General features: G+C 69.3%; 28 protein-coding genes. 18 read left to right on the top strand and 10 right to left on the bottom strand.

Annotation, left to right across the window (positions count from 1 at the left end; all coding sequences use genetic code 11):
• Nucleotides 1–76: 76 nt before the first annotated feature.
• The 4 genes from ACXJJ3_RS31925 to ACXJJ3_RS31910 all read right to left on the bottom strand — a co-directional run bounded on the left by ACXJJ3_RS31925 (nt 77) and on the right by ACXJJ3_RS31910 (nt 3379).
• A complete protein-coding gene (locus ACXJJ3_RS31925; RefSeq protein WP_458165568.1) occupies nt 77–916 on the bottom strand; it encodes an alpha/beta hydrolase in 840 nt (279 codons plus the stop codon).
• Between the two features lie 91 nt (nt 917–1007).
• Nucleotides 1008–1865 carry a RecB family exonuclease gene (locus ACXJJ3_RS31920; protein ID WP_458165567.1) on the bottom strand — a complete coding sequence of 286 codons (858 nt, stop codon included), beginning with the start codon at nt 1863–1865 and terminating at the stop codon, nt 1008–1010.
• Nucleotides 1866–1880: 15 nt separating this feature from the next.
• Complete coding sequence (locus ACXJJ3_RS31915; RefSeq protein ID WP_209696011.1) at nt 1881–2486, bottom strand: MarC family protein; 606 nt, start codon at nt 2484–2486, stop codon at nt 1881–1883.
• Between the two features lie 8 nt (nt 2487–2494).
• The gene (locus ACXJJ3_RS31910) at nt 2495–3379 is read right to left on the bottom strand and encodes a PHP domain-containing protein (RefSeq protein ID WP_458165566.1); all 885 of its coding nucleotides are present in this window, start codon (nt 3377–3379) and stop codon (nt 2495–2497) included.
• Between the two features lie 269 nt (nt 3380–3648).
• Here ACXJJ3_RS31910 and ACXJJ3_RS31905 point away from each other — a divergent pair, with 269 nt between their 5' ends.
• The gene (locus ACXJJ3_RS31905) at nt 3649–4047 is read left to right on the top strand and encodes an NUDIX domain-containing protein (protein ID WP_458165565.1); all 399 of its coding nucleotides are present in this window, start codon (nt 3649–3651) and stop codon (nt 4045–4047) included.
• Here ACXJJ3_RS31905 and ACXJJ3_RS31900 read toward each other — a convergent pair.
• Nucleotides 4044–4856, bottom strand: coding sequence for a helix-turn-helix domain-containing protein (locus tag ACXJJ3_RS31900; protein WP_458165564.1), 813 nt, complete (start codon nt 4854–4856; stop codon nt 4044–4046). The two genes, ACXJJ3_RS31905 and ACXJJ3_RS31900, sit on opposite strands and share 4 nt — an antisense overlap.
• An 87-nt stretch (nt 4857–4943) precedes the next feature.
• Here ACXJJ3_RS31900 and ACXJJ3_RS31895 point away from each other — a divergent pair, with 87 nt between their 5' ends.
• Nucleotides 4944–5753 (top strand): NAD(P)H-binding protein, encoded by an 810-nt coding sequence (locus tag ACXJJ3_RS31895; protein WP_458165563.1) that lies wholly within the window; start codon nt 4944–4946, stop codon nt 5751–5753.
• Between the two features lie 16 nt (nt 5754–5769).
• The gene (locus ACXJJ3_RS31890) at nt 5770–6531 is read left to right on the top strand and encodes a GNAT family N-acetyltransferase (RefSeq protein WP_458165562.1); all 762 of its coding nucleotides are present in this window, start codon (nt 5770–5772) and stop codon (nt 6529–6531) included.
• Here the strand turns inward: ACXJJ3_RS31890 and ACXJJ3_RS31885 are convergent.
• Nucleotides 6495–6902, bottom strand: a complete 408-nt coding sequence (locus ACXJJ3_RS31885) for a DUF4267 domain-containing protein (protein ID WP_458165561.1) — start codon at nt 6900–6902, stop codon at nt 6495–6497. The two genes, ACXJJ3_RS31890 and ACXJJ3_RS31885, sit on opposite strands and share 37 nt — an antisense overlap.
• Before the next feature lie 92 nt (nt 6903–6994).
• On the opposite strand from ACXJJ3_RS31885, the gene ACXJJ3_RS31880 reads away from it, so the two are divergent.
• Both ACXJJ3_RS31880 and ACXJJ3_RS31875 read left to right on the top strand, forming a co-directional pair.
• Nucleotides 6995–7573 (top strand): TetR/AcrR family transcriptional regulator, encoded by a 579-nt coding sequence (locus tag ACXJJ3_RS31880; protein WP_458165560.1) that lies wholly within the window; start codon nt 6995–6997, stop codon nt 7571–7573.
• Between the two features lie 54 nt (nt 7574–7627).
• Complete coding sequence (locus ACXJJ3_RS31875; protein ID WP_458165559.1) at nt 7628–8620, top strand: hypothetical protein; 993 nt, start codon at nt 7628–7630, stop codon at nt 8618–8620.
• Between the two features lie 23 nt (nt 8621–8643).
• Here ACXJJ3_RS31875 and ACXJJ3_RS31870 read toward each other — a convergent pair whose 3' ends face one another.
• The gene (locus tag ACXJJ3_RS31870) at nt 8644–9219 is read right to left on the bottom strand and encodes a histidine phosphatase family protein (protein WP_458165558.1); all 576 of its coding nucleotides are present in this window, start codon (nt 9217–9219) and stop codon (nt 8644–8646) included.
• Nucleotides 9220–9323: 104 nt separating this feature from the next.
• On the opposite strand from ACXJJ3_RS31870, the gene ACXJJ3_RS31865 reads away from it, so the two are divergent.
• The 6 genes from ACXJJ3_RS31865 (at nt 9324) to ACXJJ3_RS31840 (ending at nt 16431) form a co-directional block, all read left to right on the top strand.
• Complete coding sequence (locus tag ACXJJ3_RS31865; protein WP_458165557.1) at nt 9324–10475, top strand: LacI family DNA-binding transcriptional regulator; 1152 nt, start codon at nt 9324–9326, stop codon at nt 10473–10475.
• Nucleotides 10476–10494: 19 nt separating this feature from the next.
• Nucleotides 10495–11793, top strand: coding sequence for a sugar ABC transporter substrate-binding protein (locus tag ACXJJ3_RS31860; protein WP_458165556.1), 1299 nt, complete (start codon nt 10495–10497; stop codon nt 11791–11793).
• Between the two features lie 380 nt (nt 11794–12173).
• A complete protein-coding gene (locus ACXJJ3_RS31855) occupies nt 12174–12998 on the top strand; it encodes a carbohydrate ABC transporter permease (RefSeq protein ID WP_458165555.1) in 825 nt (274 codons plus the stop codon).
• Nucleotides 12998–13810, top strand: a complete 813-nt coding sequence (locus ACXJJ3_RS31850) for a carbohydrate ABC transporter permease (RefSeq protein ID WP_458165554.1) — start codon at nt 12998–13000, stop codon at nt 13808–13810. The genes ACXJJ3_RS31855 and ACXJJ3_RS31850 overlap by 1 nt, the downstream gene beginning before the upstream one ends.
• Before the next feature lie 10 nt (nt 13811–13820).
• Nucleotides 13821–15377 carry a glucoamylase family protein gene (locus ACXJJ3_RS31845; protein ID WP_458165553.1) on the top strand — a complete coding sequence of 519 codons (1557 nt, stop codon included), beginning with the start codon at nt 13821–13823 and terminating at the stop codon, nt 15375–15377.
• A 148-nt stretch (nt 15378–15525) separates the two neighbouring features.
• Entirely contained in the window at nt 15526–16431 is a 906-nt protein-coding gene (locus ACXJJ3_RS31840) for a GH39 family glycosyl hydrolase (RefSeq protein ID WP_458165552.1), read from the top strand.
• On the opposite strand, the gene ACXJJ3_RS31835 is transcribed toward ACXJJ3_RS31840, so the two are convergent.
• Nucleotides 16325–17086: a FadR/GntR family transcriptional regulator gene (locus ACXJJ3_RS31835; RefSeq protein ID WP_458165551.1), complete on the bottom strand. Its 762-nt coding sequence runs from the start codon at nt 17084–17086 to the stop codon at nt 16325–16327. The two genes, ACXJJ3_RS31840 and ACXJJ3_RS31835, sit on opposite strands and share 107 nt — an antisense overlap.
• Nucleotides 17087–17264: 178 nt before the next feature.
• On the opposite strand from ACXJJ3_RS31835, the gene ACXJJ3_RS31830 reads away from it, so the two are divergent.
• From ACXJJ3_RS31830 to ACXJJ3_RS31810, 5 genes are all read left to right on the top strand, one after another.
• Complete coding sequence (locus tag ACXJJ3_RS31830) at nt 17265–18533, top strand: ABC transporter substrate-binding protein (RefSeq protein ID WP_458165550.1); 1269 nt, start codon at nt 17265–17267, stop codon at nt 18531–18533.
• Nucleotides 18533–19465 carry a carbohydrate ABC transporter permease gene (locus ACXJJ3_RS31825; protein WP_458165549.1) on the top strand — a complete coding sequence of 311 codons (933 nt, stop codon included), beginning with the start codon at nt 18533–18535 and terminating at the stop codon, nt 19463–19465. Before ACXJJ3_RS31830 ends, ACXJJ3_RS31825 begins: the two co-directional genes overlap by 1 nt.
• Nucleotides 19455–20285, top strand: coding sequence for a carbohydrate ABC transporter permease (locus ACXJJ3_RS31820; RefSeq protein WP_458165548.1), 831 nt, complete (start codon nt 19455–19457; stop codon nt 20283–20285). The genes ACXJJ3_RS31825 and ACXJJ3_RS31820 overlap by 11 nt, the downstream gene beginning before the upstream one ends.
• 21 nt (nt 20286–20306) lie before the next feature.
• Complete coding sequence (locus tag ACXJJ3_RS31815; RefSeq protein ID WP_458165547.1) at nt 20307–21602, top strand: alpha-L-fucosidase; 1296 nt, start codon at nt 20307–20309, stop codon at nt 21600–21602.
• Between the two features lie 81 nt (nt 21603–21683).
• Nucleotides 21684–21974: an antibiotic biosynthesis monooxygenase gene (locus ACXJJ3_RS31810; protein WP_458165546.1), complete on the top strand. Its 291-nt coding sequence runs from the start codon at nt 21684–21686 to the stop codon at nt 21972–21974.
• Between the two features lie 160 nt (nt 21975–22134).
• On the opposite strand, the gene ACXJJ3_RS31805 is transcribed toward ACXJJ3_RS31810, so the two are convergent.
• On the bottom strand, nt 22135–22641 hold the full coding sequence (locus tag ACXJJ3_RS31805; RefSeq protein ID WP_458165545.1) for a MaoC family dehydratase: 507 nt from the start codon (nt 22639–22641) through the stop codon (nt 22135–22137).
• A gap of 95 nt (nt 22642–22736) precedes the next feature.
• Nucleotides 22737–23264, bottom strand: a complete 528-nt coding sequence (locus ACXJJ3_RS31800) for a general stress protein (RefSeq protein WP_458165544.1) — start codon at nt 23262–23264, stop codon at nt 22737–22739.
• 76 nt (nt 23265–23340) lie between these two features.
• Here ACXJJ3_RS31800 and ACXJJ3_RS31795 point away from each other — a divergent pair, with 76 nt between their 5' ends.
• Together ACXJJ3_RS31795 and ACXJJ3_RS31790 are read left to right on the top strand one after the other, a co-directional pair.
• On the top strand, nt 23341–24447 hold the full coding sequence (locus ACXJJ3_RS31795) for a magnesium and cobalt transport protein CorA (RefSeq protein ID WP_458165543.1): 1107 nt from the start codon (nt 23341–23343) through the stop codon (nt 24445–24447).
• Between the two features lie 204 nt (nt 24448–24651).
• Nucleotides 24652–25674, top strand: coding sequence for an ArsR/SmtB family transcription factor (locus tag ACXJJ3_RS31790; protein ID WP_458165542.1), 1023 nt, complete (start codon nt 24652–24654; stop codon nt 25672–25674).
• Nucleotides 25675–25718: the final 44 nt, after the last annotated feature.

Raw genomic sequence — 25718 nt, 5'->3', positions numbered from 1 at the left:
CGCGGACGTCAACCAAATAACCGGTCCGGACCGCGGGACCCCTCAGACCCGCGGCCCGGACCGGTGCCGGGGAAACCTACAACGTGTCGGTCTTCAGCAGTTGCGCGAGGTGCGTCGCGAACGGCGCCGGGTGGCTGGAGTAGCCGCCGTGCCCGCCCGGGAACATCACCACCGGCCAGCCGAGGTGGTCCGCGATCACCTCGATCGGGCGCCCCGGCAGGTGCGCGTACGACTCCAGGCCGGCCGCCGGGACGACGCGGTCCGCGACCTGCTTCAGCGCGTCGAGGTCCGGCGCGTACCGGGTGAACGGGAGCAGCTTGTGCTCGTAGAAGTTGGCCGCGTTCGCCTGCATCCGCTCCGCGAGCTCGCGGTACTCCGGCAGCAGGTCCTCCAGCGGCGGCATCGCGTCGCCGTCCAGCCCGGTGCCCATCATGAACACCACGTCGGCCGCGGTCAGCCCGTCCTGGTGGTATGTACTGCAGACCTCTTCGAAGAACGCCCGCGCGTCGGCGGCATCCGGGAGGACCTCGGTGCACGGCGGCTCGTGCGCGACCAGCATCCGGACCCGGTCCGGGTGCCGGGTGATCAGCTCGAGGCCGGTGATCGCGCCGGAGCTGCTGCCGAACACGTCCGCCGGTTCGTCCCCGGCGACCGCGTCGATCAGCGCCAGCGCGTCCGCGGCCGACTGCGCGACGGACTCGTCCGCCGGCTGCCCGTCGTACCGGCTCCGCGAATTGCCGCGCGGGTCGTACGTGACCACCGTGTACTCCGCCGCGAGCTGCCCGACGATCCCGGAGAACACCCCGGCGTCCGTCCCACCACCCGCGATCAGCAACAGCACCGGCCCCGACCCGGCGACCTCGTAGTGCAGCGTCGCGCCCGGCACCACCAGCTTGTTGATCGTCTTCGCACCCATGCTCCCGAACCCCTTTCGTCCACCCTCAGGCTCTCCCAGCCCGCTGGCACCACGCGCACACGCCGCTGACACGCGCTCCGGGGTGGACGGTTCAGCTCTGGTCCGGGGCGGGGTCCTCGAGGGCGGACCAGGGGTCTCGGGTGGGGGATTCGCGGCGGCCCTGAGGGCAGATCTTGGCGAAGTCGCACCAGCCGCAGAGGGCGGAGGGCTCCGGTGGGAAGGCCTCGTCGGCCTCGGCGGGGGTGAGTCCTTCGGACCAGCGGGCCTCGGCGGCGGCCGCGTCGTCGGCCATCGACTCGGCGCGTTTCTGGTGCCGGGCGAGCGAGGCGTCGTCGTGGTCGGCCGCGGCGATCGTGTTGGTGGGCAGGTGGTGCAGCTCGACCCGCGTGCACGGCGTCCGCAGGACGCGCCGGGCGCCGAGCACATACAGCGCCATCGCCAGCGACGACCGCGCGTCGGTCGGGGTCAGCGGGCGGCGGCCGGTCTTGTAGTCGACGATCGCCAGCTCGGTCCCGCCGTTGCCGTCGCGCGCGGGGCGTTCGTCGATCCGGTCCACCCGGCCGCGGAGCGACGCCCGCTCGGTGGTGAAGGCGACGGTACGTTCCACGCCGCGCGGCTCGTAGTACGGATCGGAGTCCCGCAGGTAGCCGAGGACCATCTCGGTCGAGCGGTCCCGCCAGTCCAGCGACTGCTGCTCGTCCCGGAACCCCTCGCTGCGCCAGCTCGACCGCATCTTCGCGACCACCTCGTCCGGAGTACGCCGGGCCGCGGGCCAGCGGCCGAAGAAGTCCGCGAGGACCTCGTGGACGATCGCGCCGACCGTGTTGTGCGCCCACGGCGGACCCTTCGGCGGGCGCGGCGTCTCGAGGTACGTGTACCGGTACTTCCGCTTGCAGTCGGCGAACGTCAGCAGCTTCGTCGGCGTCGCCACGAACAGCCGGGTCGGCATTCCAGGAAGCACTGCTCATCCCGCCTTGATGAAGTCTCGGACCGCGCCCGCGACCAGCTGGACCGCGATCGCGCTCAGCAGCAGACCGGCGATCCGGGTGATCAGGAGTACGCCGTTCTCCCCCAGGATCCGCATGATCACGCCGGAGAACCGCAGTGTCAGCCACATCACCAGGTGGATCGCGACGATGCCGGCCGAGATCGCGACCACGTCCGGCAGCGAACCGTTGGCGCGCTGCACGAACACCATCGTCGCGACGATCGCACCCGGGCCGGCGAGTAGCGGCGTACCGAGCGGGACGAAGGCGATGTTCACGTTCTTGGTCTGCACCGGGTCCTCGGCGGTGTCGGTCAGCAGCTGCAACGCGATCAGCAGGAGCAGCAGACCGCCCGCGCACTGCAGCGCCGGGAGCGTGATGCCGAGGTGCTTCAGGATCTGCTGCCCGAACGCCGCGAACACCACGATCACGCCGAACGCGACCAGCACCGCCTGCCACGCGGCCTTCTTCCGCACCGCGCGGGACTGCCCCGCGGTCAGCGAGATGAACAACGGGACCGTGCCCGGCGGGTCCATGATCACGAACAACGTGACGAAGACCGAGGTGAACAGCCCGACATTCATGACACTGTTCACGGGAGGTAGGCCTCGGGAACTGCGGCGTCGGTGGCAGCGGCGGCGTTGGTTTTCGCGACCTCGAGCAACCGGTCGAGCTGCTCCGGCTCGGTGCTGTTCACGCCGAGATCGTGGTCGATCTTGCCGGCGCCGTGGTGGTCGCTGGAGCCGGTGTGGATGATGCCGAGGTTGCGGGCGATCGCGCGCAGCGCCTCCCGGGACTCCGGCGAGTGGTCCTGGTGGTCGACCTCGATCCCGGCCAGGCCGTGGTCCTGGACCAGCCGGCCGATGGTGTCCTCGGTCATCACCCGGTGGCTCGACCGGCCCCACGGATGCGCGATCACCGGCACGCCGCCGGCCTCGCGGACCAGGTCGATCGCGTGGCCGGGCTCGAGCGCGTAGTGCGGGACGTGACCGGCGCGGCCGTCGGCGAGGTACTTGTCGAAGGCCTCGGTGCGGTTCGCGACCGTACCGTTCGCGACCAGGGCGTCGGCGACGTGCGGGCGGCCGACCGACGGCGTACCGGTCGCCTGGGCGAGCACTTCCTCCACGGTCAGCGGTACGCCGATGCTGTTCAGCCGGGCGACGATCGTCGGGATCCGGTCGGTCCGCCCCTCGCGGACGATCTGCAGATCCTTCGCCAGCGGCCCGTACAACGCGTCCGGCAGGTAGCCGAGCAGGTGCACGCTGATCCCGTCCAGCTTGCAGGAGATCTCCAGCCCCGGCACGAACCCGATCCCCAGCTCCTCGGCGGCACGCCGGCCGTCGGCCCAGCCGTCGGCGGTGTCGTGGTCGGTGAGCGCGATCACATCGAGCCCGGCCGCCTGCGCATGCCTGATCAGGACGTCCACCGGGTCGGTGCCGTCCGAACGGTTCGAGTGGGTGTGCAGGTCGATGCGCACGAGCTGGTCCAGTCCCTTCGCCGGAGTCCGTTGTCACCGCTGATGCTATCCGCGATCACTCGTCCGCTCTGGCACTTGTACACAGACGCCCCAGCGCCCCGTGCGTGATAGAGGTCAAACGATAGCGGTGTCCAGGTGCGTGCATCGTGGTGATTGGTCAGTGGCCTCGATGCGGAGCATCGTGGGCGCTGGCCAAGTGCCGCGAGGTGCGTGCCTGGGCGCCGATAGCGTCGAGCTGTATCACGCACGGGGCGCTAACCTCGGGGTGCATGGAGCGCGTCGACTGTGTGGGTGCCCTTGTGTACGACGAGCAGCACCGGCTGCTGGTCGTCCGGCGGGCGAACGAGCCCGGGCGGGGACTGTGGTCGATCCCCGGCGGCCGGGTCGAACCGGGTGAGGACGATCCCGCCGCGGTGGCGCGAGAGGTCGCGGAGGAGACCGGGCTGACCGTTGTCGTCGGCGGGCTGGTCGGCGAGGTCGAGCGCCCGGGGCCGCGCGGGCAGCTGTACGTGATCCGCGACTACGAGGCGACGGCGGTCGGCGGGACGCTCGCGGCCGGTGACGACGCGTCGGACGCGAGGTTCGTGACCAGGTCGGAGTTCACGTCGATGCCGACGGCGAGCCTGCTGGTTTCCACGTTGGAGCAGTGGAACGCGTTACCTGGTTAACAGGTGCTGAGCGGTACGTCGCCGGCTGCGTAGGCGCTCGGGGTGACACGCATGAGCGCGCGGAAGTCCGCGATCAGGTGCGACTGGTCGGTGTAGCCGGCGTACGCCGCGGTGTCGGCCCAGGACCGGCGAGTCGCGATCACCCGACGTACGCGAGCAATCCGCGCAAAGTGCTTCGGCGAAACGCCAACCGCCTGCCGGAACACACGCCGCAGATACCGCTCACTAACCCCCAGCCGCGCCGCCGCCACATCCACCCGCGGTATCACCGCGCTGGGCGGCAGCGCGCCCGCCTGCGCGGTCGCCGGTGAGCCTGCCCGAGCACCCGCTTGCGCGCCTGGTGGCGCGGTCTGGTGGGCGGGCTCCGCGGGCGGTGGTGTCAGTTGTGCGACCGCGTCGTGGACCAACTGCAGGCGGGCGGGGAGGTGCGCCGGGACCTGGGCGACCAGGTAGTCGCGGAGTACGGCTGCCGCTCGGTCGAGCTGCGTGCGGTGGGTGACAAGCTGCTCCGCGAGTGCGGTGGCCGAGGGGCCGCGGAGGGATTCGAGTGGGACTACCTGGTTGAGGAGCTGGTCTGGTGGGGTGCCGAGGAGGGGGATGACGGCGCCGGGGCGGATGCGGAGGTGGAGGCAGACCGGGAGGTTCTTGGTGGCGTGGTACGACGCGGTGGTGCGGGGGCCCGCGACGAGGACGTCGCTGTCGCCTGCGGGGGTCATTCGCCAGACGACTGTGGTCGACGGGTCGGGTGGGAGGACCGTGACGGGCGTGGTCGCCGAGGTCAGGGTGACGGTCTCGATCCACGGGTGCACGGTTCGAGCGTAGCCAGGTGGTAGGCGGGTTCCGTAGTACCGAAAGTTCCTATCCGCCGGCGTCGGGCGGCGACCAGGCTGGCGGGCATGATTCTGGTTACGGGTGCGACCGGCACCATCGGCAGTGAGCTCGTCCGGCAGCTGGAGGCGCGCGGGGCGGCCGTGCGCGGGATGACGCGGAAGCCGCACGGTGCGTTGGTCCACGGCGACTTCGACGACACCGACTCGTTGCGTAAGGCAATCTCCGGCGTGGACACGGTGTTCCTGCTGACGGCGCCCGGTCCGTGGGTCCCGGCGCACGACCGGGCGTTGATCGCGGCGGCGGTGGACGGCGGCGTACGGAAGATCGTGAAGCTGTCGGCGATCGGCAGCGCCGACGAGGAGATGCCGGGGAACTGGCACGCCGCCGGCGAGCGCGCGCTGCGGGAGTGCGGGCTGGACCGGACGATCCTCCGCCCGGCCGGGTTCGCGTCGAACGCCCTGCGCTGGCTGCCCGCGATCACCAACGGGCAGCCGATCCCGAACCAGACCGGCGCCGGCCGGCACGCGTTCGTGGATCCGCGCGACGTCGCCGAGGTCGCCGCGGAAACCCTGCTGTCGGACCACCACGACCGGACCTACACGCTCACCGGCCCCGAGCTCTTGAGCGTCCCGGACCAGGCCGCCGTACTCTCCGACGTCCTCGGACAGCCGCTGAGCGTGGTCGACGTACCACCGGAGGTCTACGCGGAGCAGCTCCGCGGCGCCGGCTTGGACGAGGCAGTCGTGACGGTCGCGCTCCGCGGCGCGGAGCTGATCCGCAACGGCGGCGAGGAGACCGTGACCGCGGACGTCGAGCACGTCCTCGGCCGGCCCGCGCGGACCTTCCGGGAATGGGCTCGCGCCTGCTTCGCGTGACCGCCAGACTGGGGCGATGGACGTCGTACGCGCGATCGAGGACAACCTCGCCGAGTTGCTGATGGCAATGGGTGCGGCGGGCGGCGGTGCGCAGCGGGAGGACGAGCGCGCGACGTGGACGATCGGCGGGTCCCCGATCGATTACCACAACGCCGTCGTCCGCGCGTCCGACGACGGCGTGATCGCGGAATCCCTTGCGGAGTTGACGAAACACGACGTCCCCGGCACCTGGCACGTGGGTCCGTCGCTGCGGATCGACCGGACGGCGCTGATCGCGGCCGGGTTCGCGGACGCCGGTTCGGAGCCGGGGATGGCGGTACGGATCGCCGAGCTCGAGCCGCCCCGCGACGTACCGGGGCTGTCGATCACCCGGGTCACCGACGACGCGGCGCTGGCGGTGTGGGAGGCGACGCTCGGGCAGGGTTTCGGCGAGGGCGAGCGGGAGGCGCGGTGGGTGGCGTCGGTCTACCGGAAGCTCGGGTACGCCGACCCGTGGCGGCACTACCTCGCCGAGCTCGACGGTACGCCGGTCGGGACCGCGACGGTCTTCCTCGGCGCGGGCGTCGCCGGGCTGTACTTCGTGATGACGGTCCCGGAGGCGCGCCGCCGCGGGATCGGGGCGGCGCTCACGTACGGCGTACTGCACGAGGTTGAGGTGGAGTACGCCGTACTCGGGTCGTCGGCGGCCGGGCGCCCGGTGTACGAGGCGCTCGGGTTCCGCGAGTACTGCACGGTCGACCTCTACGAGTGGACCGGCTCGAGTACCTCGGCCGGCTGACGCTCGCGGAGCAGCAGGAACGCGTCGAACAGCATCACGAGCGCGGTCAGACCGTGCACGCCGAGCGCGGTCGCGGCCGGACCGCCGTGGGTGAAGACCGTGATCATGTCGGTGATCGGGATCAGTGCGGAGATCGCCATCAGGATGCCGGTGGCGCGGCGCTGACGGAGCGCGAAAAGCGTGAGCAGGTTCAGCCCGAGGACGATGTCGCGGATGCCCTTGACCGCGAAGTACCCGGCGGCGACGCCGGTGGGCCATTCGGCGATGCCGAAACTCGGGGCGGCGGTGTGCCCGGCGAACAGGAACTGGGACCCGAAGGTCAGCGGGAAGACACCGAGCAGGACGGTCAGGACGGTGGTGAAGCGGCGCATCGGAAGACTCCTTGTGAACTAGCAGCGCTAACTTTCCTAGCGATGCTAACTCTACTGCCGCTAGATTGTCTAGCAGTGCTAGTATCCGGACTATGCCGACTCACTCACGCCGCGAACGGGCCCGCGAGGAGCGCCGTGAGCTGATCCTGCGCACCGCCCGCGACCTCGCCGAGGCCGACGGCTGGGACGCGGTCACCACCCGCCGCCTGGCCGAGGCCGTCGACTACAGCCAGCCCGTCCTCTACGGCCACTTCAAGAACATGAACGCGATCGCCGACGCCGTCGCCCTCCAGGGCATCTCGGAGCTGACCGACGTACTGCGCCGCGCCCGCGAGTCCGGCGGCCTCCGCGCACTGGCCCACGCGTACCTCGACTACGCCGCCGAGCATCCGGCCGTCTACGAGGCGATGTTCGTCCGCCCGACAACCCTGCCCTTCGGCACCCCGGACAGCCCCGCGGCGCTCAGGTCCGCCTTCGCCGAGTTCCTCGCGGCGGTCGACCCGGTCGCGGGCGACGATCCGGAGACGCTGGCGGAGGTGCTGTGGAGCGCACTCCACGGCCAAGCAACCCTCAACCGAACCAGCCGCCTCCGCCCCACACACGCCCACCCCCGCGCCGACACCCTCGTCTCCCGCCTTTCCGGAACATTTCCGGCACCAGCTGACGATTAAGTTCCGGAAAGCTGGTTGTCCACAGGGTGCGAGCGGGCGGCGGGGCGATCCGGCATGCTGGGGCCGGTGGAGTGGTGGTGGATGCGGCGCCTGCACGAGGGCGGCCTGGCGGCACTGATCGACGACCAGGACCAGATCGTGTCGCGCGCTCAGCTGCTCGCGGCAGGGTGGTCCGAGCCACGGATCCGGAAGTCGCTGCGGAACAAGCGCTGGCGGACGGTCCATCCCGGTGTGTACGTCGCCCACACCGGAGGCATCGGGTACGCCGCACGGCTGCTCGCCGCGCTCTTGTACGCCGGGCCCGAGGCCGGGTGGAGCCACTACAGCGCGGCGGAACAGCTCGGGCTGCTGAAGCCGGATCCTGATCGTCAGGTCTACGTGACGATCCCGGAGTACCGGAAGGTCCGTCCGCAGCCGGGGCTGGTGATCCGGCGGGACGAGTACTGGGCGGACCGGCTCGCCGGGGTCGCACCACCGCGGCGTACGCCGGCGCACGCCGTACTGGACGTCGTCGGCATCACACCGACGCTGGACAAGGCAGCCGCGGTGGTCGCCGAAGCGTGCCAGAGCGGGCGAGTCGGGGCGGAAGACCTGCTCCACGCGCTCGGCGAGCGCCGCCGGTTGCGGCATCGCGGGAGCCTGCGGCCGATCATCGCCGATGTGGTCGCCGGATCGCACTCGCTGCTCGAGCTCCGCTATCTGCGCGACGTCGAACGTCGGCACGGCCTGCCGCGCGGGCAACGGCAACGCTCGGTGGACGGCACGTTCACCGACGTGCACTACGACGGCTTCGAGTTGAACGTCGAGCTCGACGGCCGGCTCCACCTGGTACCGCAACAGCGCTGGCGGGACCTCGAGCGGGACAACCGCGCAACGCTCCGCTCCGAGTCGACGTTGCGGTACGGGTGGTTCGACGTCACGAATCGGCCGTGCGATGCCGCTGTACAGGTCCTCCAGGTACTCCGCCGTACGAACCCGTCTCTCACCGCCCGGCCGTGCTCGCCGACCTGTCCGGTCCGGTCTTTCCGGAACGTTTCTGCCGGATAGTGCAACAAATGTTCCGGAAAGGCTCAGCTGTTCCAGTGGAGGATGGCGGGGGCGTCGCGTTCCCAGCCGAGGGTGGAGACGGTGGCGGTGTCGAGGACGAAGTGACGGCCTTCGGCGACCGGGAGGTCGAGCCAGCGGGCGGTCAGGGACCGTAGGGCGTGGGAGTGGCCGAAGACCAGGACGTCGCCGGGGACCGCGGCCAGGCGGGCGTTGACGCGGTCGAGCCGCGCGGTGATCTGCGCCGCGGTCTCGCCGTTCGGGACGGGGCTGTCCCAGATCGTCCAACCCGGGGCGGTCTTGCGGATGTCGGCGGTGGTGACGCCCTCGTAATCGCCGTAGTTCCACTCGACCAGGTCGTCGTCGACCTGCGCGTCCGGGAAGCCGGCGAGTTCGGCCGTACGCCGGGCGCGCTGCCGCGGTGAGGTCAGCACCAGGTCGAAGGACTCCCCCGCCAGCCGCTCCTTCAAACTCGCAGCCACCCGCTCACCCTCGGGCGTCAGCGGAAGGTCGGTGACGGAAGTGTGCCGCCCGGACCTGCTCCACTCGGTTTCCCCGTGCCGGACCAGGAAGACCCGGTCCACTCGCTCCTGTGTGGTCACGCTCGCATCCTCTCAGACCGGTCACGAGGTCTTGACCGTTCGAACGATCCAGGGCAGGGTACTCAAACTGTAAGCGCTTCCACTTTCGCCCAGGAGTGTTCCCGATGCCTACCGGACCCACCGGCCGGCCGGCGACGATCTACGACGTCGCGGCCCTCGCGAAGCTGTCGATCGCTACGGTTTCGCGTGTCCTGCAAGGGACCGGGCCGGTGTCGGCGAAGGCGCGGGCGCGGGTGGACCAGGCCGCGCAGGAGCTGAACTACGTACCGCTGCGGGCCGCCCGCAGTCTCGCCGTCCAGCGGCACGAGGCGCACGGGCTGGTGCTGCCGGACCTCGCGGGCCCGTTCTACGGGGACCTGCTGATGGGGTACGAACGCTGGGCCGGCGAACACGGGCAGAGCGTGGTGATCACGGTCACGCACGGCAACCCGGACCCGCGGCGCAGCGTGATGGACCTGGCCGGGCGGGTCGACGGGATCGTTGTCCACGGCAACGCTCTGGACCTGCCGACGGTGCAGGGCCTGCGGAAGGCCGGCGTACCGGTGGTGCTGGTCGCGCATCCGCCCGCGACCGGGTGCGACTCGGTCCGCAGCGAGAGCGCGGCCAGCGCCGAGCAACTCACCACCCGGCTGCTCGACCACGGACGCAGCAGCCTGCACTTCGTTGGCGACCCCGCCAGTTCGTACGACGTCTCCGAGCGGTACGCCGGGTTCGCGAAGGCGCACGAACTGCGCGGGATGCAGGCACCGAAGCCGATCCGTGTACCCCTCACCGAAGAAGCCGGACGTGACGTCGCCGAAAAGGTGCTCCAGGCAATGACCCGTCCGCCCCGCGCTGCGCGCGGGGCGGACGGGGAGCTGGAAGGCGAGCAGCCGCTGCCCAGCGGGGCGGGCGGCGCGGCAACCCCCGGCGGGGCGGGCGGCGCGGGAGCGCTCGGTGGGGTGGGCGGGCGACCGGATGGGCTTGTGTGTGCCAACGACGAGTTGGCGTTGGCTGTGTTGGTGGCGTTCGCGGCGGGTGGGGTGCGGGTTCCGGACGACATTGTGGTGACGGGATGGGACGACGTGATGGCGGCGCGGTACGTGTCGCCGGGGTTGACGACGGTGCGGCAGCCGATGGCCGAGTTGGGGCGGACGGCCGCGGAGCGGCTGCACGAGCGAGTGACCGGGGCACGGACCCGGGCGCGTAACGACGTACTGGCAACACAACTGGTGCTGCGGGACAGCTGCGGCACCAATCGGGGATGCACGCAGTAACCGAGTGAGGAGTCAGCACATGTTCACCCACAGCATGAGCCGCCGGCTGGTGATCGGCAGCGCTGCACTGACCGCGGCAGCGCTGGCGCTCGGCGGATGTGGCCGCTCGAGTGACACCGGCAGCGGCTCCGGGGCCCAACCGACCACAAGCGTCAGCGAAGGACCGGCAACCGGCAACCTGACCGTCTGGGCGATGGGCACCGAGGGCGAGAACCTGCCCAAGCTGATCGACCAGTTCAAGCAGTCGAACCCTGGCGTCAACGTGAAGGTGACGCCGATCCCGTGGGACGCCGCGCACGACAAGTTCACCACCGCGATCGCGGCCGGTACTCCGCCGGACGCCGCGATGGTCGGCACCACCTGGATGGGCGAGTTCGCCGACCTCGGCGCGCTCGACCCGACCCCGAAGGGCTTCGACAACTCCGGCTTCTACGAGGGCGCGCTGGACACGACGAAGGTCGCCGGTACGCAGTACGGCGTGCCGTGGTACGTCGAGACCCGGCTCGTGTTCTACCGCAAGGACCTCGCCGCGAAGGCCGGCTTCAGCACCCCGCCGACGGACTGGGACGGGCTGAAGGCGATGGCGAAGGCGATGAAGGAGAAGGCCGGCGCGAAGTACGGGATCAACCTGCAGCCCGGTGGTGACGGCTCCTGGCAGACCGTGATGCCGTTCGCGTGGTCGGCCGGGGCGAACATCACGAACGACGACCAGAAGCAGTTCACGTTCGACACGCCGGAGATGCAGGAAGGGCTGAAGTACTACCAGAGCTTCTTCACCGAGAAGCTGGCCGGGACCGACCTGCCGCCGAACCAGACCGAGGCGCAGTTCGTGAACGGGCAGGTGCCGATGTTCATCTCCGGGCCGTGGATGGCCGGGTCGGTGGCGAAGGCCGGCGGGGACGCGATCAAGCCGAACATCGGGGTGTTCCAGCTCCCGAAGAACAAGACCGCGACGTCGTTCGTGGGTGGGTCGGACTTCGTGGTGTTCAAGTCGTCGAAGAACAAGGACAGCGCGTGGAAGCTGGTCAAGTTCCTGTCGGATGCGAAGACGCAGGCTTCGTGGTTCAAGCTGTCGTCGGATCTGCCGGCGGTGAAGAGCGCGTGGCAGGACCCGAGCATCGCGTCGGACCCGCTGCTGCCGGTGTTCGGCAAGCAACTCGAGGACGCGAAGGCACCGCCGGCGATCGTGAACTGGGAGCAGGTCGCGAAGGCGTTCGACACCGAGGTCGAGAAGATGGCCAAGTCCGGCCAGTCCCCCGCCGACACCGCCAAGGCCATCCAAACCAAGGCTTCCCAGATCGGCACCGGCGGTAGCTGATGACCTCCGAACGAAGCGCCGGTCCGCCGGGCCTGCGGCCTGGCGAACCGACGGGGGAAAGATCCGGAGGCGAGTCAGAGCGCGGCGCCCCCACCACACCCCGGCCAAAGGCCGGCGACACCTCCGACGGGAACACCGCCTCCACCGGGCACGCCCGGCCGGAGGACGGCAACACCTCCGACGGGAACACCGCATCCAGCGAGCACGCCCGGCCGGAGGCCGGGCGGGAGCGGCGCGGGGGCCGGCGCGCGGTTGCCGCAGCCGGGATCGGCGCCGGTGGTGCGGTTGCCTCCACCGCGGTCCTGGGCGGTCGGAGCGGGCGGCGGGGCGGGGCGGTTGGTCGGCAGACGGTTGCGGCTTGGGTGCTTGTGCTCCCGTTCGTGGTGTTGTTTCTGGCGTTTACGGCCGGGCCGGTGCTCGGGTCGTTCGGGATGTCGTTCACTGATATCAAGCAGCGGGATCTGCGGACGCCGTTCTCGGTGAACGGGGTCGGGTTCGACAACTACGTGAAGGCGTTGTCGGACGAGACGTTCCGGAAGGCCGCCTTCAACACGGCGTACTTCGTGGTGCTCGGGGTGCCGTTGACCCTCGTGGTCGCGTTGGCCGCCGCTGTGCTGCTGGACCGGGGTGTGAAGCGGTTCCAGGCGCTGTTCAAGGTCGGGTACTACCTCCCGGTGGTGACGTCGATCGTCGCGATCGCGGTGATCTGGCGGTTCGTGCTGTCACCGGACAACGGGCTGGTGAACACCGTGCTCGGCTGGGTCGGCATCCACGGCCCGAACTGGCTGGCGTCCAAGACGTGGGCGATGCCGTCGCTGATCGCGATGGCCGTCTGGCGGAACTTCGGGTCCGCGATGATCATCTTCCTCGCCGGTCTGCAGGGTATTCCGGAGTCGGTCGAGGAGGCCGGTCAGATCGACGGGGCCTCGGCCTGGCAGCGGTTCCGGTACCTGATCATGCCGTTGCTCCGGCCAACGATCCTGTTCACGAGCGTGACCACCGGCATCGGGTACCTGCAGTTCTTCGAGGAGCCGTTCGTGATGACGCAGGGCGGTCCGCTGGACAGCACGCTCTCGGTGTCGATGTACACCTACAACCAGTTCGGCTTCGGGAACTACGGGCTGGCGACGTCCATGGCGTACATCCTGTTCGTCGTCATCGCGGTGATCACGTTCATCCAGTTCCGGCTGCTGAGGGAGAAGTGATGCGCCGTACCTGGTGGATCTATCTGATCGGCGTGCTCGGACTGGTCGCGGTCGCGGCGCCGTTCCTGTGGATGGTGCTCGGGAGCTTCAAGACCCAGGGCGAGCTGCTCCGGGTGCCGCCCACCTGGTGGCCGGAGCAGCCGACGTCGCAGAACTACGGCGACCTGTTCAGCAAGGCGAACTTCCCGCGGTACTTCCTGAACTCGGGGCTGGTCGCGCTGGCCGTCACGGCCGGCAACCTGACCTTCTGCTCGATGATCGGCTACGCGCTCGCCAAGCTCCGCTTCAAGGGGCGGAACGCGTTGTTCGTGCTGGTCATGGCCACGCTGATGATCCCGGGCATGGTCACGTTCGTCCCGCTGTTCGTGCTGGTCACGAACGCCGGTCTGGCGAACACGTACCCGGGCTTGATCCTGCCGTTCCTGGTCTCGCCGTTCGGCGTGTTCCTGATGCGGCAGTTCTTCCTCGGGCTGCCCGACGACCTGATGGACGCCGGCCGCGTCGACGGGTCCAGCGAGCTCGGGATCTTCGCCCGGATCATGCTGCCGCTCACCCGCCCGGCGCTGGCCACGCTCGGCATCCTGACGTTCCTCGGGTCCTGGAACAACTTCCTGTGGCCGCTGGTGATCGCCCAGACCGAGGACAAGTACACCCTGCCCGTCGCCCTGGCGCTGTACTCGACCGGACAGAACGCGCAGAACTACGGCCTGCTGATGGCCGGCGCGGTCGTGGTCGTCGTACCTGTGCTGGTGATCTTCCTGGCCTTCCAGCGGCACGTCACCAAGGGCATTGCCATTACCGGACTGAAATAGGAGACCTCAGATGACCGCCTTCATCAGTCGTCGTACCTTGCTCGCCTCCTCTGGAGCGCTGGCCGTCGCGGGGGTCGCATCCCCTGCCTTCGGCGGAACGAACACCGGCCGTTGGACGCCGACCCCCGCCGACCGCGCTCTGGTCGGGCGGTGGGCCCGGGACACCTGGCGCAGCATCGTGGCGATGACCGACGAGCGCACCGGGCTGCCGGCCGACAACATCGGGGACTCGGTCACGAACCCTGTACGGAGCAACTACACCTCCCCCACCAACATCGGCGGCTACCTGTGGAGCACGGTGGTCGCTCGGCACCTCGGGATCATCTCGCCGCAGGAGTCGTTGCGGCGGATCACGCAGACGCTGACGACGATGCGGGACGCCGTCCACCACGTGCCGAGCGGGATGTACTTCAACTGGTACGACGAGGCGACCGGCGAGGTGCGGTACGTCGATCCCGACGGCACCCGGCCGATCACGCCGTTCGTGTCCAGCGTCGACAACGCGTGGTTCGCCTGCGCGCTGATGGTGGTCCGGAACGCCGAGCCGCGCGCCCGGGCCCTCGCCGACCTGCTGCTGAACCGGATGAACTTCAAGTACTACTACAACCCGGCGGCCCGCCCGGGCGGCCTGATGCGCGGCGGCTTCTTCGAGACCCCGCCGCCGGACGAGGCGACCGACAAGGGCAACCACGCCGGCGTCGGCCCGGACGTGTACTACCGCAAGTTCCACTACGACACCTGCAACACCGAGGCCCGGATCGCCGGGTACGTCGGGTTCGCGCTGAACCAGGTGCCGCACACGCAGTACTTCGCGACGTACCGGACGTTCCCGGACACGTGCGACTGGTCGTGGGTGGAGCAGAAGCCGAAGGGCGTGCACCGGACGTACCTCGGGCTGGACGTCTTCGAGGGCACGTACGAGTACCGCGGGATGCGGCTCGTCCCGTCCTGGGGTGGCGACATGTTCGAGTCGCTGATGCCGGACCTGTTCGTCCCGGAGGCGACCTGGGCGCCGCGCAGCTGGGGCATCAACCACCCACTGACGGTCCGCGCGCAGATCGAGCACGGCCTGGACGACGCGAAGTACGGCTACTGGGGCTTCTCCCCCGCGTCGAACCCGAAGGGCGGCTACTCCGTCTACGGCGTCGAGCCGATCGGGATGGACCCGGGCGGCTACCCGTCCGACCTGGAGGGCACGAACTACGACGCCGGCTTCGAGGGCTGCCGCGAGGGCACCAACCCGAACCCGACGTACGGCGACGGCGTGGTCACCCCGCACGCGGCGTTCCTCGCGATGGCGTACGCGCCGCGGGAGGCGATCACGAACCTGAGCAAGATCGAGAACACGCTGCACGCGTACGGCGCCGGCGGGTTCTACGACGCGGTCGCGACGAAGTCCGGGCTGATCGCGAAGCGGTACCTGTCGCTCGACCAGGCGATGGTGATGGGGGCGATCGGCAACGTGTTCGGCAACGACCTGATCCGGCGGAACTTCGCCAGCCGGACGGTCGAGCAGCGGATCCGGCCGTTGATCGCGATGGAGCAGTTCGAATCGGGAGTTGTGTAGATGCGGGCGGTCGGCGGCGTCGGCCAGGTGACGATCGACTGGTCGCCGGTGGACGGCGCGGCCGGCTACCTGGTCTTCCGCTCCGGCCGCCACCGTCACCGTCGACGTGGTTGCCGAAGGCACCGAGCTGCAGCGGCCGTAGGTACCGATGATCGGCGGCGAGCGCCTCAGCCAGCTGCTCTGCAAGGACCTGACCGGCGCTGATGAGATCGGCGTGGAGCTCGAGGACGCGTTGCGCCGGATGCACGACGACGTCGTACGACCGCCGGCACGACCTGGTCCGGGCGCTCGTCCAGCACCTCGTCGACCGGTACGGCCTGGACGAGTGCTGACCTGGGACTTCAAGGTCTGGAACGAGGCGAACCTCGAGGTGTTCTGGTCCGGCACGAAGGCCGAGTACCTGCACCTGTACGACGTGTCCGCTGCCGCCCTGAAGTCCGTCGACCCGCGCCTGCAGGTCGGCGGCCCGTCGTCGGCCGCGGCCGGCCGGATCGACGCGCTCTCGTACTGGGTCGCCTCCGACCACTTCGGGGAACTCAGCCGCCCGCCCCGGTTCCTGCACGGCGGGTTCGGCCTGCAGACCGTCGGCGGGCTGCGGAAACCGCGGTACCACGCGCTGACCCCGCTCAGCCGTCTCGGCCCGGTCGAGCTGCCGGTGGCGTACGACGGTGACGGCGGCGGCAGCCTGGTCGAGGCGTGGGCGTCCCGCGACCGCGACCGGATCGCCGTACTGCTGTGGAACCTGACGCTCGATCAGACCAAGGCCGACGGCGACCCCGCTCTGACCAGGACGGTCCGTGTCCAGCTGCCCGGCGCGGATCCGTCCTGGCAGCTCAGCACGACCACGCTCGCGATCGGCACCGCGGACCTGGCCACCGCGGCCGCGGGACTCGCCGACTGGCCGACCGACGTGGAGCTGGCCGACCTGGCCGAGCGCACCAAGCTGGTCACAACAGCCGCCGAATGGAACGGATCGGCGGTGGGGCTGACGCTGCCGATGCCCTCCGCAGTACTGCTGGAGCTTCGTCCGGCTCGGGACTCACCATCTCGTTGAGCCAGCGCTCGACACCCGCGATGTGCACGGTCGCCCAGGCCCGGGCGACCTCCGGCTCGCGGCCGGCGATCGCGTCCAGGATCGAGCGGTGCTCCGCCAGTGAGCGGTGCACCGCTCCGGTCTGGGTCAGCCCGCGCCAGATCCGGGCCCGGTAGGTCGGCTGCCGCAGGCTCTCGATGATCGAGGCCAGCGTCCGGTTGCCGCTGCCGATCGCGAGCAGCCGGTGGAACTCCACGTCGCAGGCCAGCTGGTCGTCGGCCGACGGGTCGTCGCCGAGGTCGTCGAGCAGCGCCCGCATCGCGGCCACCTCGGCGTCCGGCATCCGTAGCGCGGCCCGGGCGGCGGCGGCCGGCTCCAGGATCCGGCGTACCTCGAAGAACTCCAGCACGGAGGCGTCCTGCTGCAGGTCCAGGACGAACGCCATCGTCTCCATCAGCAGCGCCGGGTCCAGGCTGGTCACGTATGTGCCGTCGCCCTGGCGGACCTCGAGCACCCGGATCAGCGCGAGCGCCTTGACCGCCTCGCGCAGCGAGTTCCGGGACAGCCCGAGCCGCGCGGCCAGGTCGGCCTCCCGCGGCAGCCGGTCGCCGGGCTGCAGCTCGCCGCTCACGATCATCTGCTTGATCGCGTCGATCGCCGTGTCGGTGACCGCCACAGCACCCCTCCCAACCCCTGATAGGTCCGATGTATCTGGACCATACATCCGACGTCTAGGTGGTTCGCTAGAGCCTGAATCCTTCATTTTCTTTCTGAAATAAGGCGGCGAGCTGTTGACTCCCCCGAACAATGCAACATATTGATCGGATGACTCACAGCTTTCCTTGGAGGTCAGGATGAGAGCAACACCAGCGCGGGCACGCCGCTGGCTGACCGCGGCCGGTGCGGTGCTGGCCCTGACCGCCGTGGCCGCCTGCGGTGGCGGGAACGGCGGCAGCAGCGGGTCCGGGTCGGCCGACAAGGCCGACCTGACCTGGCAGTTCTGGATCGGCGGTACCGCGGACCAGGCAGCCTGGCAGAAGGTCGCCGACCAGGCGCACACCGACCACTCGGGCATCACGGTCAAGCTCCAGGGCACCGACTGGAACAACTACTGGTCCAAGATCGGCACCCTGCTGGCCAGCGGCAAGGCGCCGTGCATCATCGGCATGCAGTCGCTGCGGCTGGCGTCGTACGCGAACGCGATGCTGCCGCTCGACGACCTGATGAAGAAGTACGGCCTGAAGACCGAGGACTTCGACAAGCCGATCATGGACGGCCTGAAGTCGGACGGGAAGCAGGTCGCGATCCCGTACGACTCCGGCCCGATGGTGATCTTCTACAACAAGGACCTGTTCAAGGCCGCCGGCGTCGCCGACCCGAAGCCCGGGTGGACGATGGCCGACTTCGAGGCCGCCGCGAAGAAGCTCACGACCGGGGGCCGGACCGGCCTGGTGACGTCGCCCGGAGATCTCGGCGTGACTTCCTGGGTACGGACGCTGACCGGTGCGGAGCCGCTGGCCGACGGCAAGCTCAACCTGACCGACCAGAAGTTCGTCGACGGGTTCACGACGTACGCGAACTTCGTCCGGACCGACAAGATCGCGCCGCAGGTGCCGTCCGGGAACAGCGACTTCGAGACCACCCAGTTCACCTCCGGCAAGTCCGCGATGCAGCTGAACGGGCCGTGGTCGCTGATCGACACCCTCGGCAAGGTCAAGTTCAACCTCGGGATCGCGCCGATCCCGGCCGGGCCCGACGGGTCGAAGACCTTCACGGCCGGTTCCGGGTTCGGGATCTCCCGGTCCTGCAAGACGCCGGACGCCGCGTTCCAGGCGATCATGTCGATGACCGGCGAGAAGCAGCTGACCGCGCTGGCCTCGGCGGGCCGCGCGTACCCGGCCCGGACCGCCGCGCACCCGGCCTGGTTCACGGCCGCGAAGATCCCGGAAGCCAAGGAGGTCATAGACTACGCGTCGCAGAACTCGGTCCCGCTGGTCACCTCGAAGAACTGGGTCCAGGTCAACGACCTGCTGACCCGGTTCGGCACCCAGGCGCTGAACGGTGAGATCCCGCCCGACCAGGCGCTGAAGACCATCCAGGACCAGGCAGGCGCTGGGTCCTGATGGCGACCCTGAACGAAACCGTCGCCCCGGCCGAGAGTGTTCGGCCGGGGCGCCGGCCCGCGCTCCGCAAGGACGGGCGCTACGCGTCGGTGTTCCTGGCGCCGAGCCTCGGCGGGCTGGCGCTGTTCACGTTGTTCCCGACCGCGATGGCGCTCGCGATCAGCCTGTTCGACTGGCCGGTGTTCGGCGACCGGAAGTTCCTTGGCTTCGGCAACTACTCGCACCTGCTCGGCGACCCGGTGTTCCGCCGGGTGGTGCTGAACACGGCGCTGTTCGTGGTGCTGTACGTCCCGTTGAACGTGGTCGTCTCGCTCGGGCTGGCGACCTGGCTCGGCCCGAAGATCAAGGGCCGGCAGGCGTTCCGGGTGCTGTTCTTCATCCCGGTGATGACGCCGATGGTCGCGAACGTGATGGTCTGGCGGCTGCTGTTCCAGCCCGGCGGGCTGCTCGACGCCGGCCTGGGCAGCTGGTTCGGGATCCACGCGCCGAACTTCCTCGGCTCCTCGAACTGGGCGATGCCGGCGATCGTCGCGATGTCGATCTGGCAGGGGTTCGGGTACAACTTCCTGGTCTTCTCCGCGGCCATCGACCAGGTGCCGCAGTCCCAGCTGGAGTCGGCGCAGATCGACGGTGCCGGCCCGTTCCAGCGGTTCCGGTACGTGACCTGGCCGATGATCACGCCGTCGCTGTTCTTCGCCACCACGATGACGCTGATCACCTCGTTCCAGGTGTTCGCGCAGCCGTTCATCCTCACCCAGGGCGGTCCGGGTGTCGCCACCCAGACGATCGTCATGTACGTCTACAACCAAGGCTGGCAGTTCCTCAGCATGGGACTCGCCTCGGCGGCCGGGTGGGTGCTGTTCGTGATCATCATGGGCATCACCGCGATCCAGTTCGTCGGACAGCGGAAGTGGGTCAACTATGACGTCTGAGAATGTCCGCCGGGTGGTCTCGCACGTGCTGCTGGTCGCGGTCGCGATCGTCTTCCTCGGCCCGCTGGTCTACGCCGTCTCCACGTCGCTGAAGCCCGCCGACGAGGTGTTCACCGCGACGCCGCACCTGTTCGGGTCGCAGATCCGTTGGCAGAACTACGCCGACGCGTTCACGTTCGCGCCGTTCGGGAAGTACTTCTTGAACAGCCTGTTCGTCGCGGTCACCGGGACGCTGGTCGTGGTGTGCGCGTCCAGTATGTCGGCGTACGCGTTCGCGCGGCTGAAGTTCAGGGGCCGTGAGCAACTGTTCGTACTGTTCCTCGGTACGCTGATGGTGCCGCAGGAGGTGCTGATCGTGCCGATGTACTGGCTGATGCAGTCGCTCGGCTGGGTCGACAGCTACTGGGCGCTGATCCTGCCGTGGGCGTTCACCGCGTTCGGGACGTTCCTGTTGCGGCAGTTCTTCCTGACCGTCCCGGCCGAGCTGGAGGAGGCGGCCCGGGTGGACGGGTGCGGGCCGTTCGGCTCGTTCCTGCGGATCATGCTGCCGCTCGCGCGGCCCGCCATCGCCGTACTGACCGTCTTCACCTTCATCAGTTTCTGGGGCAGCTTCCTGTGGCCGTTGATCATCGTGAACAGCGTCGAGGACAAGGGCACCGTCCCGCTCGGCCTGGCGCAGTTCATCGGCCAGCAGGGCACCCAGTGGAACCTGATGATGGCCGCATCGGTGATGGCAATGGTGCCCACCGTGCTGCTCGTCGTCCTGCTGCAGAAACACCTGGTCCGCGGCCTGCTCGTCACCGGGCTCGGCGGCCGCTAACTACCTTTGAGGAGAAATGACATGACTGATACGCCACCTGCGGCCTCGGTGGAGAAGTTCCGCGACTGGCGGTTCGGCCTGTTCGTCCACTGGGGGCTGTACTCGCTGCCGGCCCGGCACGAGTGGGTGAAGAACCGCGAGCGGCTCACCGACGAGGACTACCAGCCGTACTTCGACCACTTCGAGCCGGACCTGTACGACCCGCGCACGTGGGCGAAGGCGGCGCGCGAGGCCGGGATGAAGTACGCCGTACTGACGACCAAGCACCACGAAGGCTTCTGCCTGTGGGACTCGCAGGTCTCCGACTACACGGTCGCGAAGACCGCGTGGGGCAAGGACCTGGTCGGGCCGTTCGTCGAGGCGTGCCGCGCCGAGGGGCTCGGGGTCGGGTTCTACCACTCGCTGATCGACTGGCACCACCCCGAGTTCCCGATCGACCTGATGCACCCGCAGCGCGACGACGAGGAGGCGATCGCGAAGGCGGCCGGGCGGGACGTCCAGGTGTACGCCGACTACCTGCACGCGCAGACCCGCGAGCTGCTGACGAACTACGGGCCGATCGACATCATGTGGTTCGACTTCTCGTACCCGGACCGGGACTACCCCGACGGCCGCCCCGGCCACGGCAAGGGCCGCGACGACTGGCGCTCCGCCGAGCTGATGGCGATGGTGCGGGAGCTGCAGCCGGGCATCCTGATCAACGACCGGCTCGACATCCCCGGCGACTTCGTCACGCCCGAGCAGTACCAGCCGGACGCCCCGATGGAGCGCGACGGCGTACCGGTGCTGTGGGAGGCGTGCCAGACGCTGAACGGCAGCTGGGGCTACGACCGCGACAACCTGGACTGGAAGTCGCCGGAGACGCTGGTCAAGATGCTCGTCGACTCGGTCTCCAAGGACGGCAACCTGCTGCTGAACGTCGGCCCGACCGGCCGCGGCGAGTTCGACCCGCGGGCGCTGGCGACGCTGGCCGATATCGGCGAGTGGATGCGCGTCCACGAGCGCGCGATCCGCGGCGCCCGGCCGGCCGCGTACACCGCGCCCGCCGACTGCCGCTTCACCCAGAAGGGCGACCGGCTGTACCTGCACCTGTTCTCCTGGCCGATGGGCCACATCCACCTGCACGGCCTGGCCGGCAAGGTGAAGTACGCCCAGCTGCTGAACGACGCGTCGGAGATCAAGCGGATCGTCAACGACCCGCACCAGCAGGCCCAGAACACCACCATGGGCGGCGTCTCCGCCGAGACCCTGACCCTGAAACTCCCGATCCAGAAACCGAACGTGCTGGTCCCGGTGATCGAACTGTTCCTGAGCTGACCCTTACGTCTCCCTGACCTGGCGCCCGGTCCCGTTCCCTGCCACGGGATCGGGCGTCATGCTGGGCGGAAAGGGGGAGCGATGATGATTCTTACCGAGGTGAGCGCCACGATCGAGCCCGATCGGGTCCCGGAGCTGCTCGAAGGCTTCCGCAAGCTCGCACACGAACCGAGGCCGGACGGGCTGCTCCAGTCCCGCCTGGTCCAGCAGGACGACACCCACTGGCGGATCCAGACCCTGTGGCGGGACCACGCCGCGCTCGACGCGATGCGCGCCGGATCCGAGCCACCCGCCGCACCGAGGCTGTTCGCCGCGCTCGGCGCCGAGCCGGCCCTCACCGTCCTCACCGTCCACGAGGAGCTCCCCGACTGACCCCGAGCGCGTGCCCCCACCTCGGCATGACCAACCACCGGTGACTGGACATTTCGGGGGCTCAGCCACCGGCATGCAGGTCGGTAACCAACCAGCTCAGGGGTTAACCGTCGAGATGGTCGGGCACGACACGGTTGCGGCCGCGGGTGTTCGCGGGGCGTCAGTCTGCTGCCGGGGTGGGGCGAGCTGGTTGTTCGCCGCCGCGGGCTTCCAGGTAGTTGTTCTTGGGGACCATGACCTTGCGGCGGAACAGGCAGACGACGGTGCCGTCCTGCTTGTAGCCCTTGGTCTCTACGTGGACGATGCCGCGGTCGTCCTTGGACTTGGACTCCCACTTGTCCAGGACGACCGTCTCGCCGTAGATCGTGTCGCCGTGGAAGGTCGGCGCGACGTGCCGCAGGGACTCGATCTCCAGGTTCGCGATCGCCTTGCCGCTCACGTCGGGGACCGACATCCCGAGCAGGATCGAGTAGATGTAGTTGCCGACCACAACGTTCTTGCCGAACTGGGTGGTCTCGCCGGCGTAGTGCGCGTCCAGGTGCAGCGGATGGTGGTTCATCGTCAGCAGGCAGAACAGGTGGTCGTCGTACTCCGTGACCGTCTTGCCCGGCCAGTGCTTGTAGACCGCTCCGACCTCGAACTCCTCGTAGCTGCGCCCGAACTGCATCCCGGATCCTCCTCCGCTGGGGTTACCCCATGCTGCCGGGTCCGGGCGCATCCGGACCGTGGTCTGGCTCTCACCGGCGCGAGATCTACGTCACCTCAGTCGTTCGGCTGCTGCAGCGGCTGGTTCGGCAGCAGCGGGTGCACCTCGCCCTTGAGCGCCAGCTTCGCCAGGTGGTTGCGGGCCTCCTCGGCGAACTTGAAGTCGCAGAGCACGTCGTACGTCGTCGCCACCACCGCGGTCCGGGAGGTGAAGTCCCGGCGGCCGGCAGACTGCGCGTAGCTGAGGCCGCCGAACACCAGTCCGAAGAAGGCGCCCAGCACGATGCCGGTGAGCAGCGCGGCGAGCCAGTTGTTGGTGGTGAAGAGCCCCAGCAGCAGGCCGACGAACAGCCCGAACCAGGCGCCGCTGGCCAGGCCCGCGGTCAGCGCGCGGCTCCAGGTGAGGCGGCCGGTGATCTTCTCGACCTGGCGCAGGTTGTTGCCGACGATGGTCGTGTGCTCGACCGGGAACTTCTCGTCCGAAAGGTAGTCGACTGCTCGCTGCGCCTCCCGGTAGGTGTCGTAGGTCCCGATCGTCAGGCCGGTCGGCCTGGGATCCATCGAGGGCATGCCCTGCGCGGTCATCGTCGTTCCTCTCCACGTGCTTCCACCCCCATCATTGCCGACGGCTGGTTACCACGTCTTGATAGCCTCGCCGTTGATGGCCGGGCGACGATGGGACATGGGCGCGACACGCCGTGTGGGACGAGTCTTCGCCCGCCGTGGCGGTGCTGCCGGACGTCCGTCGGACGAGGTGGTCCGCGGCAAGCTCGAGGGCGCGCTGGTCGACTGGGGGCTGTACCGCGACGGCGTCCGCGACCACCGGGTCGACTCGTACACCGAGGCGCTCGACCGGGCGCGCCGCGGACAGGGGTTCGTGTGGATCGGCCTGTTCCAGCCCACCGACCACCAGCTCGCGATCGTCGGCGCTGAGTTCGGGCTGCACCCGCTCGCGCTGGAGGACGCGTCCGAGGCGCACCAGCGGCCCAAGCTCGAGCGGTACGGCGACACGCTCTTCGCAGTGTTCAAGACGGTCACGTACGTGCCGCACCGGGACCTGACCGCGACCAGCGAGGTGGTGGCGACCGGCGAGGTGATGGTGTTCTGCGGCCCCGGCTTCGTCGTCACGGTGCGCCACGGTGAGCACAGCGAGTTGACCGGGCTGCGGCAGGATCTGGAGAAGGAGCAGCACCGGCTGGCCTCCGGGCCCGGCGCCGTCCTGCACGCGATCGCCGACCACGTCGTCGACCGGTACCTGGAGGTCTCGGACGCCGTCCAGGCCGACATCGACCTGATCGAGACCGACATGTTCACGCCGCGCGGCTGGCGGAACATCGACCGGGTCTACCAGCTGAAACGTGAAGTACTGGAGCTCAAGCGGGCGGTGGCGCCGCTGACCGGGCCGATGCGCGCGCTGGCGACCGTTCGGCACCCGCTGATCACCGACGAGACCAGGAACTACTTCCGCGACGTCGACGACCACCTGCAGCGCGTGAAGGAGCAGGTGATCTCGTTCGACGAGCTGCTCAGCTCGATCCTGCAGGCCGGGCTGGCCCAGGTCCAGGTCGCCGAGAACGAGGACATGCGCCGGATCTCCGCCTGGGTCGCGATTCTCGCGGTCCCGACGATGATCGCCGGTATTTACGGGATGAACTTCGACTACATGCCGGAGTTGCATCTCAAGTACGCGTACTTCGTGGTGCTCGGCGTGATGGTCTGCGCGTGTTTCACGCTTTACCGACTGTTCAAGCGGAACCACTGGCTTTGAACCTCGCGGCCCGCTCACCGCGTTGAGGTGAGGTGGCAACCTTTTGCCATGGCCAGGAGTACTACCCGATTGGAATGTTCAAACAGTTGTCGCTCCGCTCCCTGCCTTGATTGAATTCCGGGGTCGCGTTCGGTCAGGAAACGACTACTTTCCGCGATCGGCGCCGGGGGACGTGGTGACAGCGAGGAACGGGAGGGGACTGCGATGCTGCGAATCCATTTCACGCCGCGCGACCTGACCCGGGTCACGGTGGCCACCAGGCCGGCCCCGCTCTGGGAGGTGCTGCTGAGCCTGCACATGCTCCAGCACTCGGAGGGCCGGCTGATCTTCGAGGACTGGCGCCGCCACGTACGCACCACCGTCGGCCCGGACCAGATGCGGCTACTGCTCGAACTGACCCCGGCGCACGGGTACTCGCCGGACTTCCTGACGCCGGCCGAGGCCGCGCCGGACTTCGACACGGCCCTGGAGCAGACGCTGGCGACCCCGCGGCACCAGGTGCGCAGCCAGCTCGACCTGCTGCAGAAGTGGCGGCCGGCGTCCCCGTGGACGCGGGAGCTGGCGCACGGCGACCGGACGTCGATGCAGAAGCTCGGCCGGGCGATCCGGACGTACCACGACGTGGCGATCCGGCCGTACTGGAAGTCGATCGGCACCCACGTGTCCGCCGACCACGCGCACCGCGGCGAGACGCTCGCGCGGCACGGCGTCCACCGGCTGCTGTCGTCACTGCATCCGCGGGTCCGGTGGGTGGCACCGGTGCTGCAGGTGCTGGACATGAACGACCGCGATCTGTATCTCGATGGCAGGGGAATCGAGTTGCAGCCTTCGGCGTTCTGCTGGCAGGTACCGACGAAGCTGCGGGACCCGGACCTGAAACCGATCCTGGTGTACCCGATCCAGCACGCGCCCGGCATCCTGCGGCAGGCGTCGATGGATCCTGCACCGTCGAGCGACCCGTTGGGATCGCTGCTCGGGTCCACCCGGGCGGCCGCGCTGGAGGCGACCGTCGCCGGCTGTACGACGACCGAGCTGGCGAAGCGCTGCAAGATCTCGCCGGCGGCCGCCAGCCACCAGGCGACCGTACTGCGGGAGGCCGGGCTGATCACCACCCGCCGCTCCGGCGCCTCGGTCCGCCACGAGATCACCCAGCTGGGGATCTGGCTGCTGTCCGGGCACGGCTCCGGCCGGGTCCCGACCCCGATCCCCGGACGGGCGCCCGCCTAGCCCGTCCTCCGAACCCTGCCCCAATGCGCGCTGGGCCGACTGGC

This window comes from Kribbella sp. WER1, assembly GCF_054189145.1.
Note: the sequence above shows the minus strand (reverse complement) of the source record. Positions and strands in the feature narration are given on the sequence as shown.

Coding starts and splice junctions, on each gene's coding strand:
- ACXJJ3_RS31805 (WP_458165545.1), bottom strand. CDS start 22,641: ATGCAGTTCGGGCGCAGCTACGAGGAGTTCGAGGTCGGAGCGGTCTAC.
- ACXJJ3_RS31845 (WP_458165553.1), top strand. CDS start 13,821: ATGACCGCCTTCATCAGTCGTCGTACCTTGCTCGCCTCCTCTGGAGCG.
- ACXJJ3_RS31810 (WP_458165546.1), top strand. CDS start 21,684: ATGATGATTCTTACCGAGGTGAGCGCCACGATCGAGCCCGATCGGGTC.
- ACXJJ3_RS31895 (WP_458165563.1), top strand. CDS start 4,944: ATGATTCTGGTTACGGGTGCGACCGGCACCATCGGCAGTGAGCTCGTC.
- ACXJJ3_RS31875 (WP_458165559.1), top strand. CDS start 7,628: ATGCTGGGGCCGGTGGAGTGGTGGTGGATGCGGCGCCTGCACGAGGGC.
- ACXJJ3_RS31860 (WP_458165556.1), top strand. CDS start 10,495: ATGTTCACCCACAGCATGAGCCGCCGGCTGGTGATCGGCAGCGCTGCA.
- ACXJJ3_RS31885 (WP_458165561.1), bottom strand. CDS start 6,902: ATGCGCCGCTTCACCACCGTCCTGACCGTCCTGCTCGGTGTCTTCCCG.
- ACXJJ3_RS31840 (WP_458165552.1), top strand. CDS start 15,526: ATGATCGGCGGCGAGCGCCTCAGCCAGCTGCTCTGCAAGGACCTGACC.
- ACXJJ3_RS31920 (WP_458165567.1), bottom strand. CDS start 1,865: ATGCCGACCCGGCTGTTCGTGGCGACGCCGACGAAGCTGCTGACGTTC.
- ACXJJ3_RS31925 (WP_458165568.1), bottom strand. CDS start 916: ATGGGTGCGAAGACGATCAACAAGCTGGTGGTGCCGGGCGCGACGCTG.
- ACXJJ3_RS31815 (WP_458165547.1), top strand. CDS start 20,307: ATGACTGATACGCCACCTGCGGCCTCGGTGGAGAAGTTCCGCGACTGG.
- ACXJJ3_RS31890 (WP_458165562.1), top strand. CDS start 5,770: ATGGACGTCGTACGCGCGATCGAGGACAACCTCGCCGAGTTGCTGATG.
- ACXJJ3_RS31790 (WP_458165542.1), top strand. CDS start 24,652: ATGCTGCGAATCCATTTCACGCCGCGCGACCTGACCCGGGTCACGGTG.
- ACXJJ3_RS31820 (WP_458165548.1), top strand. CDS start 19,455: ATGACGTCTGAGAATGTCCGCCGGGTGGTCTCGCACGTGCTGCTGGTC.
- ACXJJ3_RS31905 (WP_458165565.1), top strand. CDS start 3,649: ATGGAGCGCGTCGACTGTGTGGGTGCCCTTGTGTACGACGAGCAGCAC.
- ACXJJ3_RS31795 (WP_458165543.1), top strand. CDS start 23,341: ATGGCCGGGCGACGATGGGACATGGGCGCGACACGCCGTGTGGGACGA.
- ACXJJ3_RS31915 (WP_209696011.1), bottom strand. CDS start 2,486: ATGAATGTCGGGCTGTTCACCTCGGTCTTCGTCACGTTGTTCGTGATC.
- ACXJJ3_RS31865 (WP_458165557.1), top strand. CDS start 9,324: ATGCCTACCGGACCCACCGGCCGGCCGGCGACGATCTACGACGTCGCG.
- ACXJJ3_RS31830 (WP_458165550.1), top strand. CDS start 17,265: ATGAGAGCAACACCAGCGCGGGCACGCCGCTGGCTGACCGCGGCCGGT.
- ACXJJ3_RS31800 (WP_458165544.1), bottom strand. CDS start 23,264: ATGACCGCGCAGGGCATGCCCTCGATGGATCCCAGGCCGACCGGCCTG.
- ACXJJ3_RS31880 (WP_458165560.1), top strand. CDS start 6,995: ATGCCGACTCACTCACGCCGCGAACGGGCCCGCGAGGAGCGCCGTGAG.
- ACXJJ3_RS31825 (WP_458165549.1), top strand. CDS start 18,533: ATGGCGACCCTGAACGAAACCGTCGCCCCGGCCGAGAGTGTTCGGCCG.
- ACXJJ3_RS31850 (WP_458165554.1), top strand. CDS start 12,998: ATGCGCCGTACCTGGTGGATCTATCTGATCGGCGTGCTCGGACTGGTC.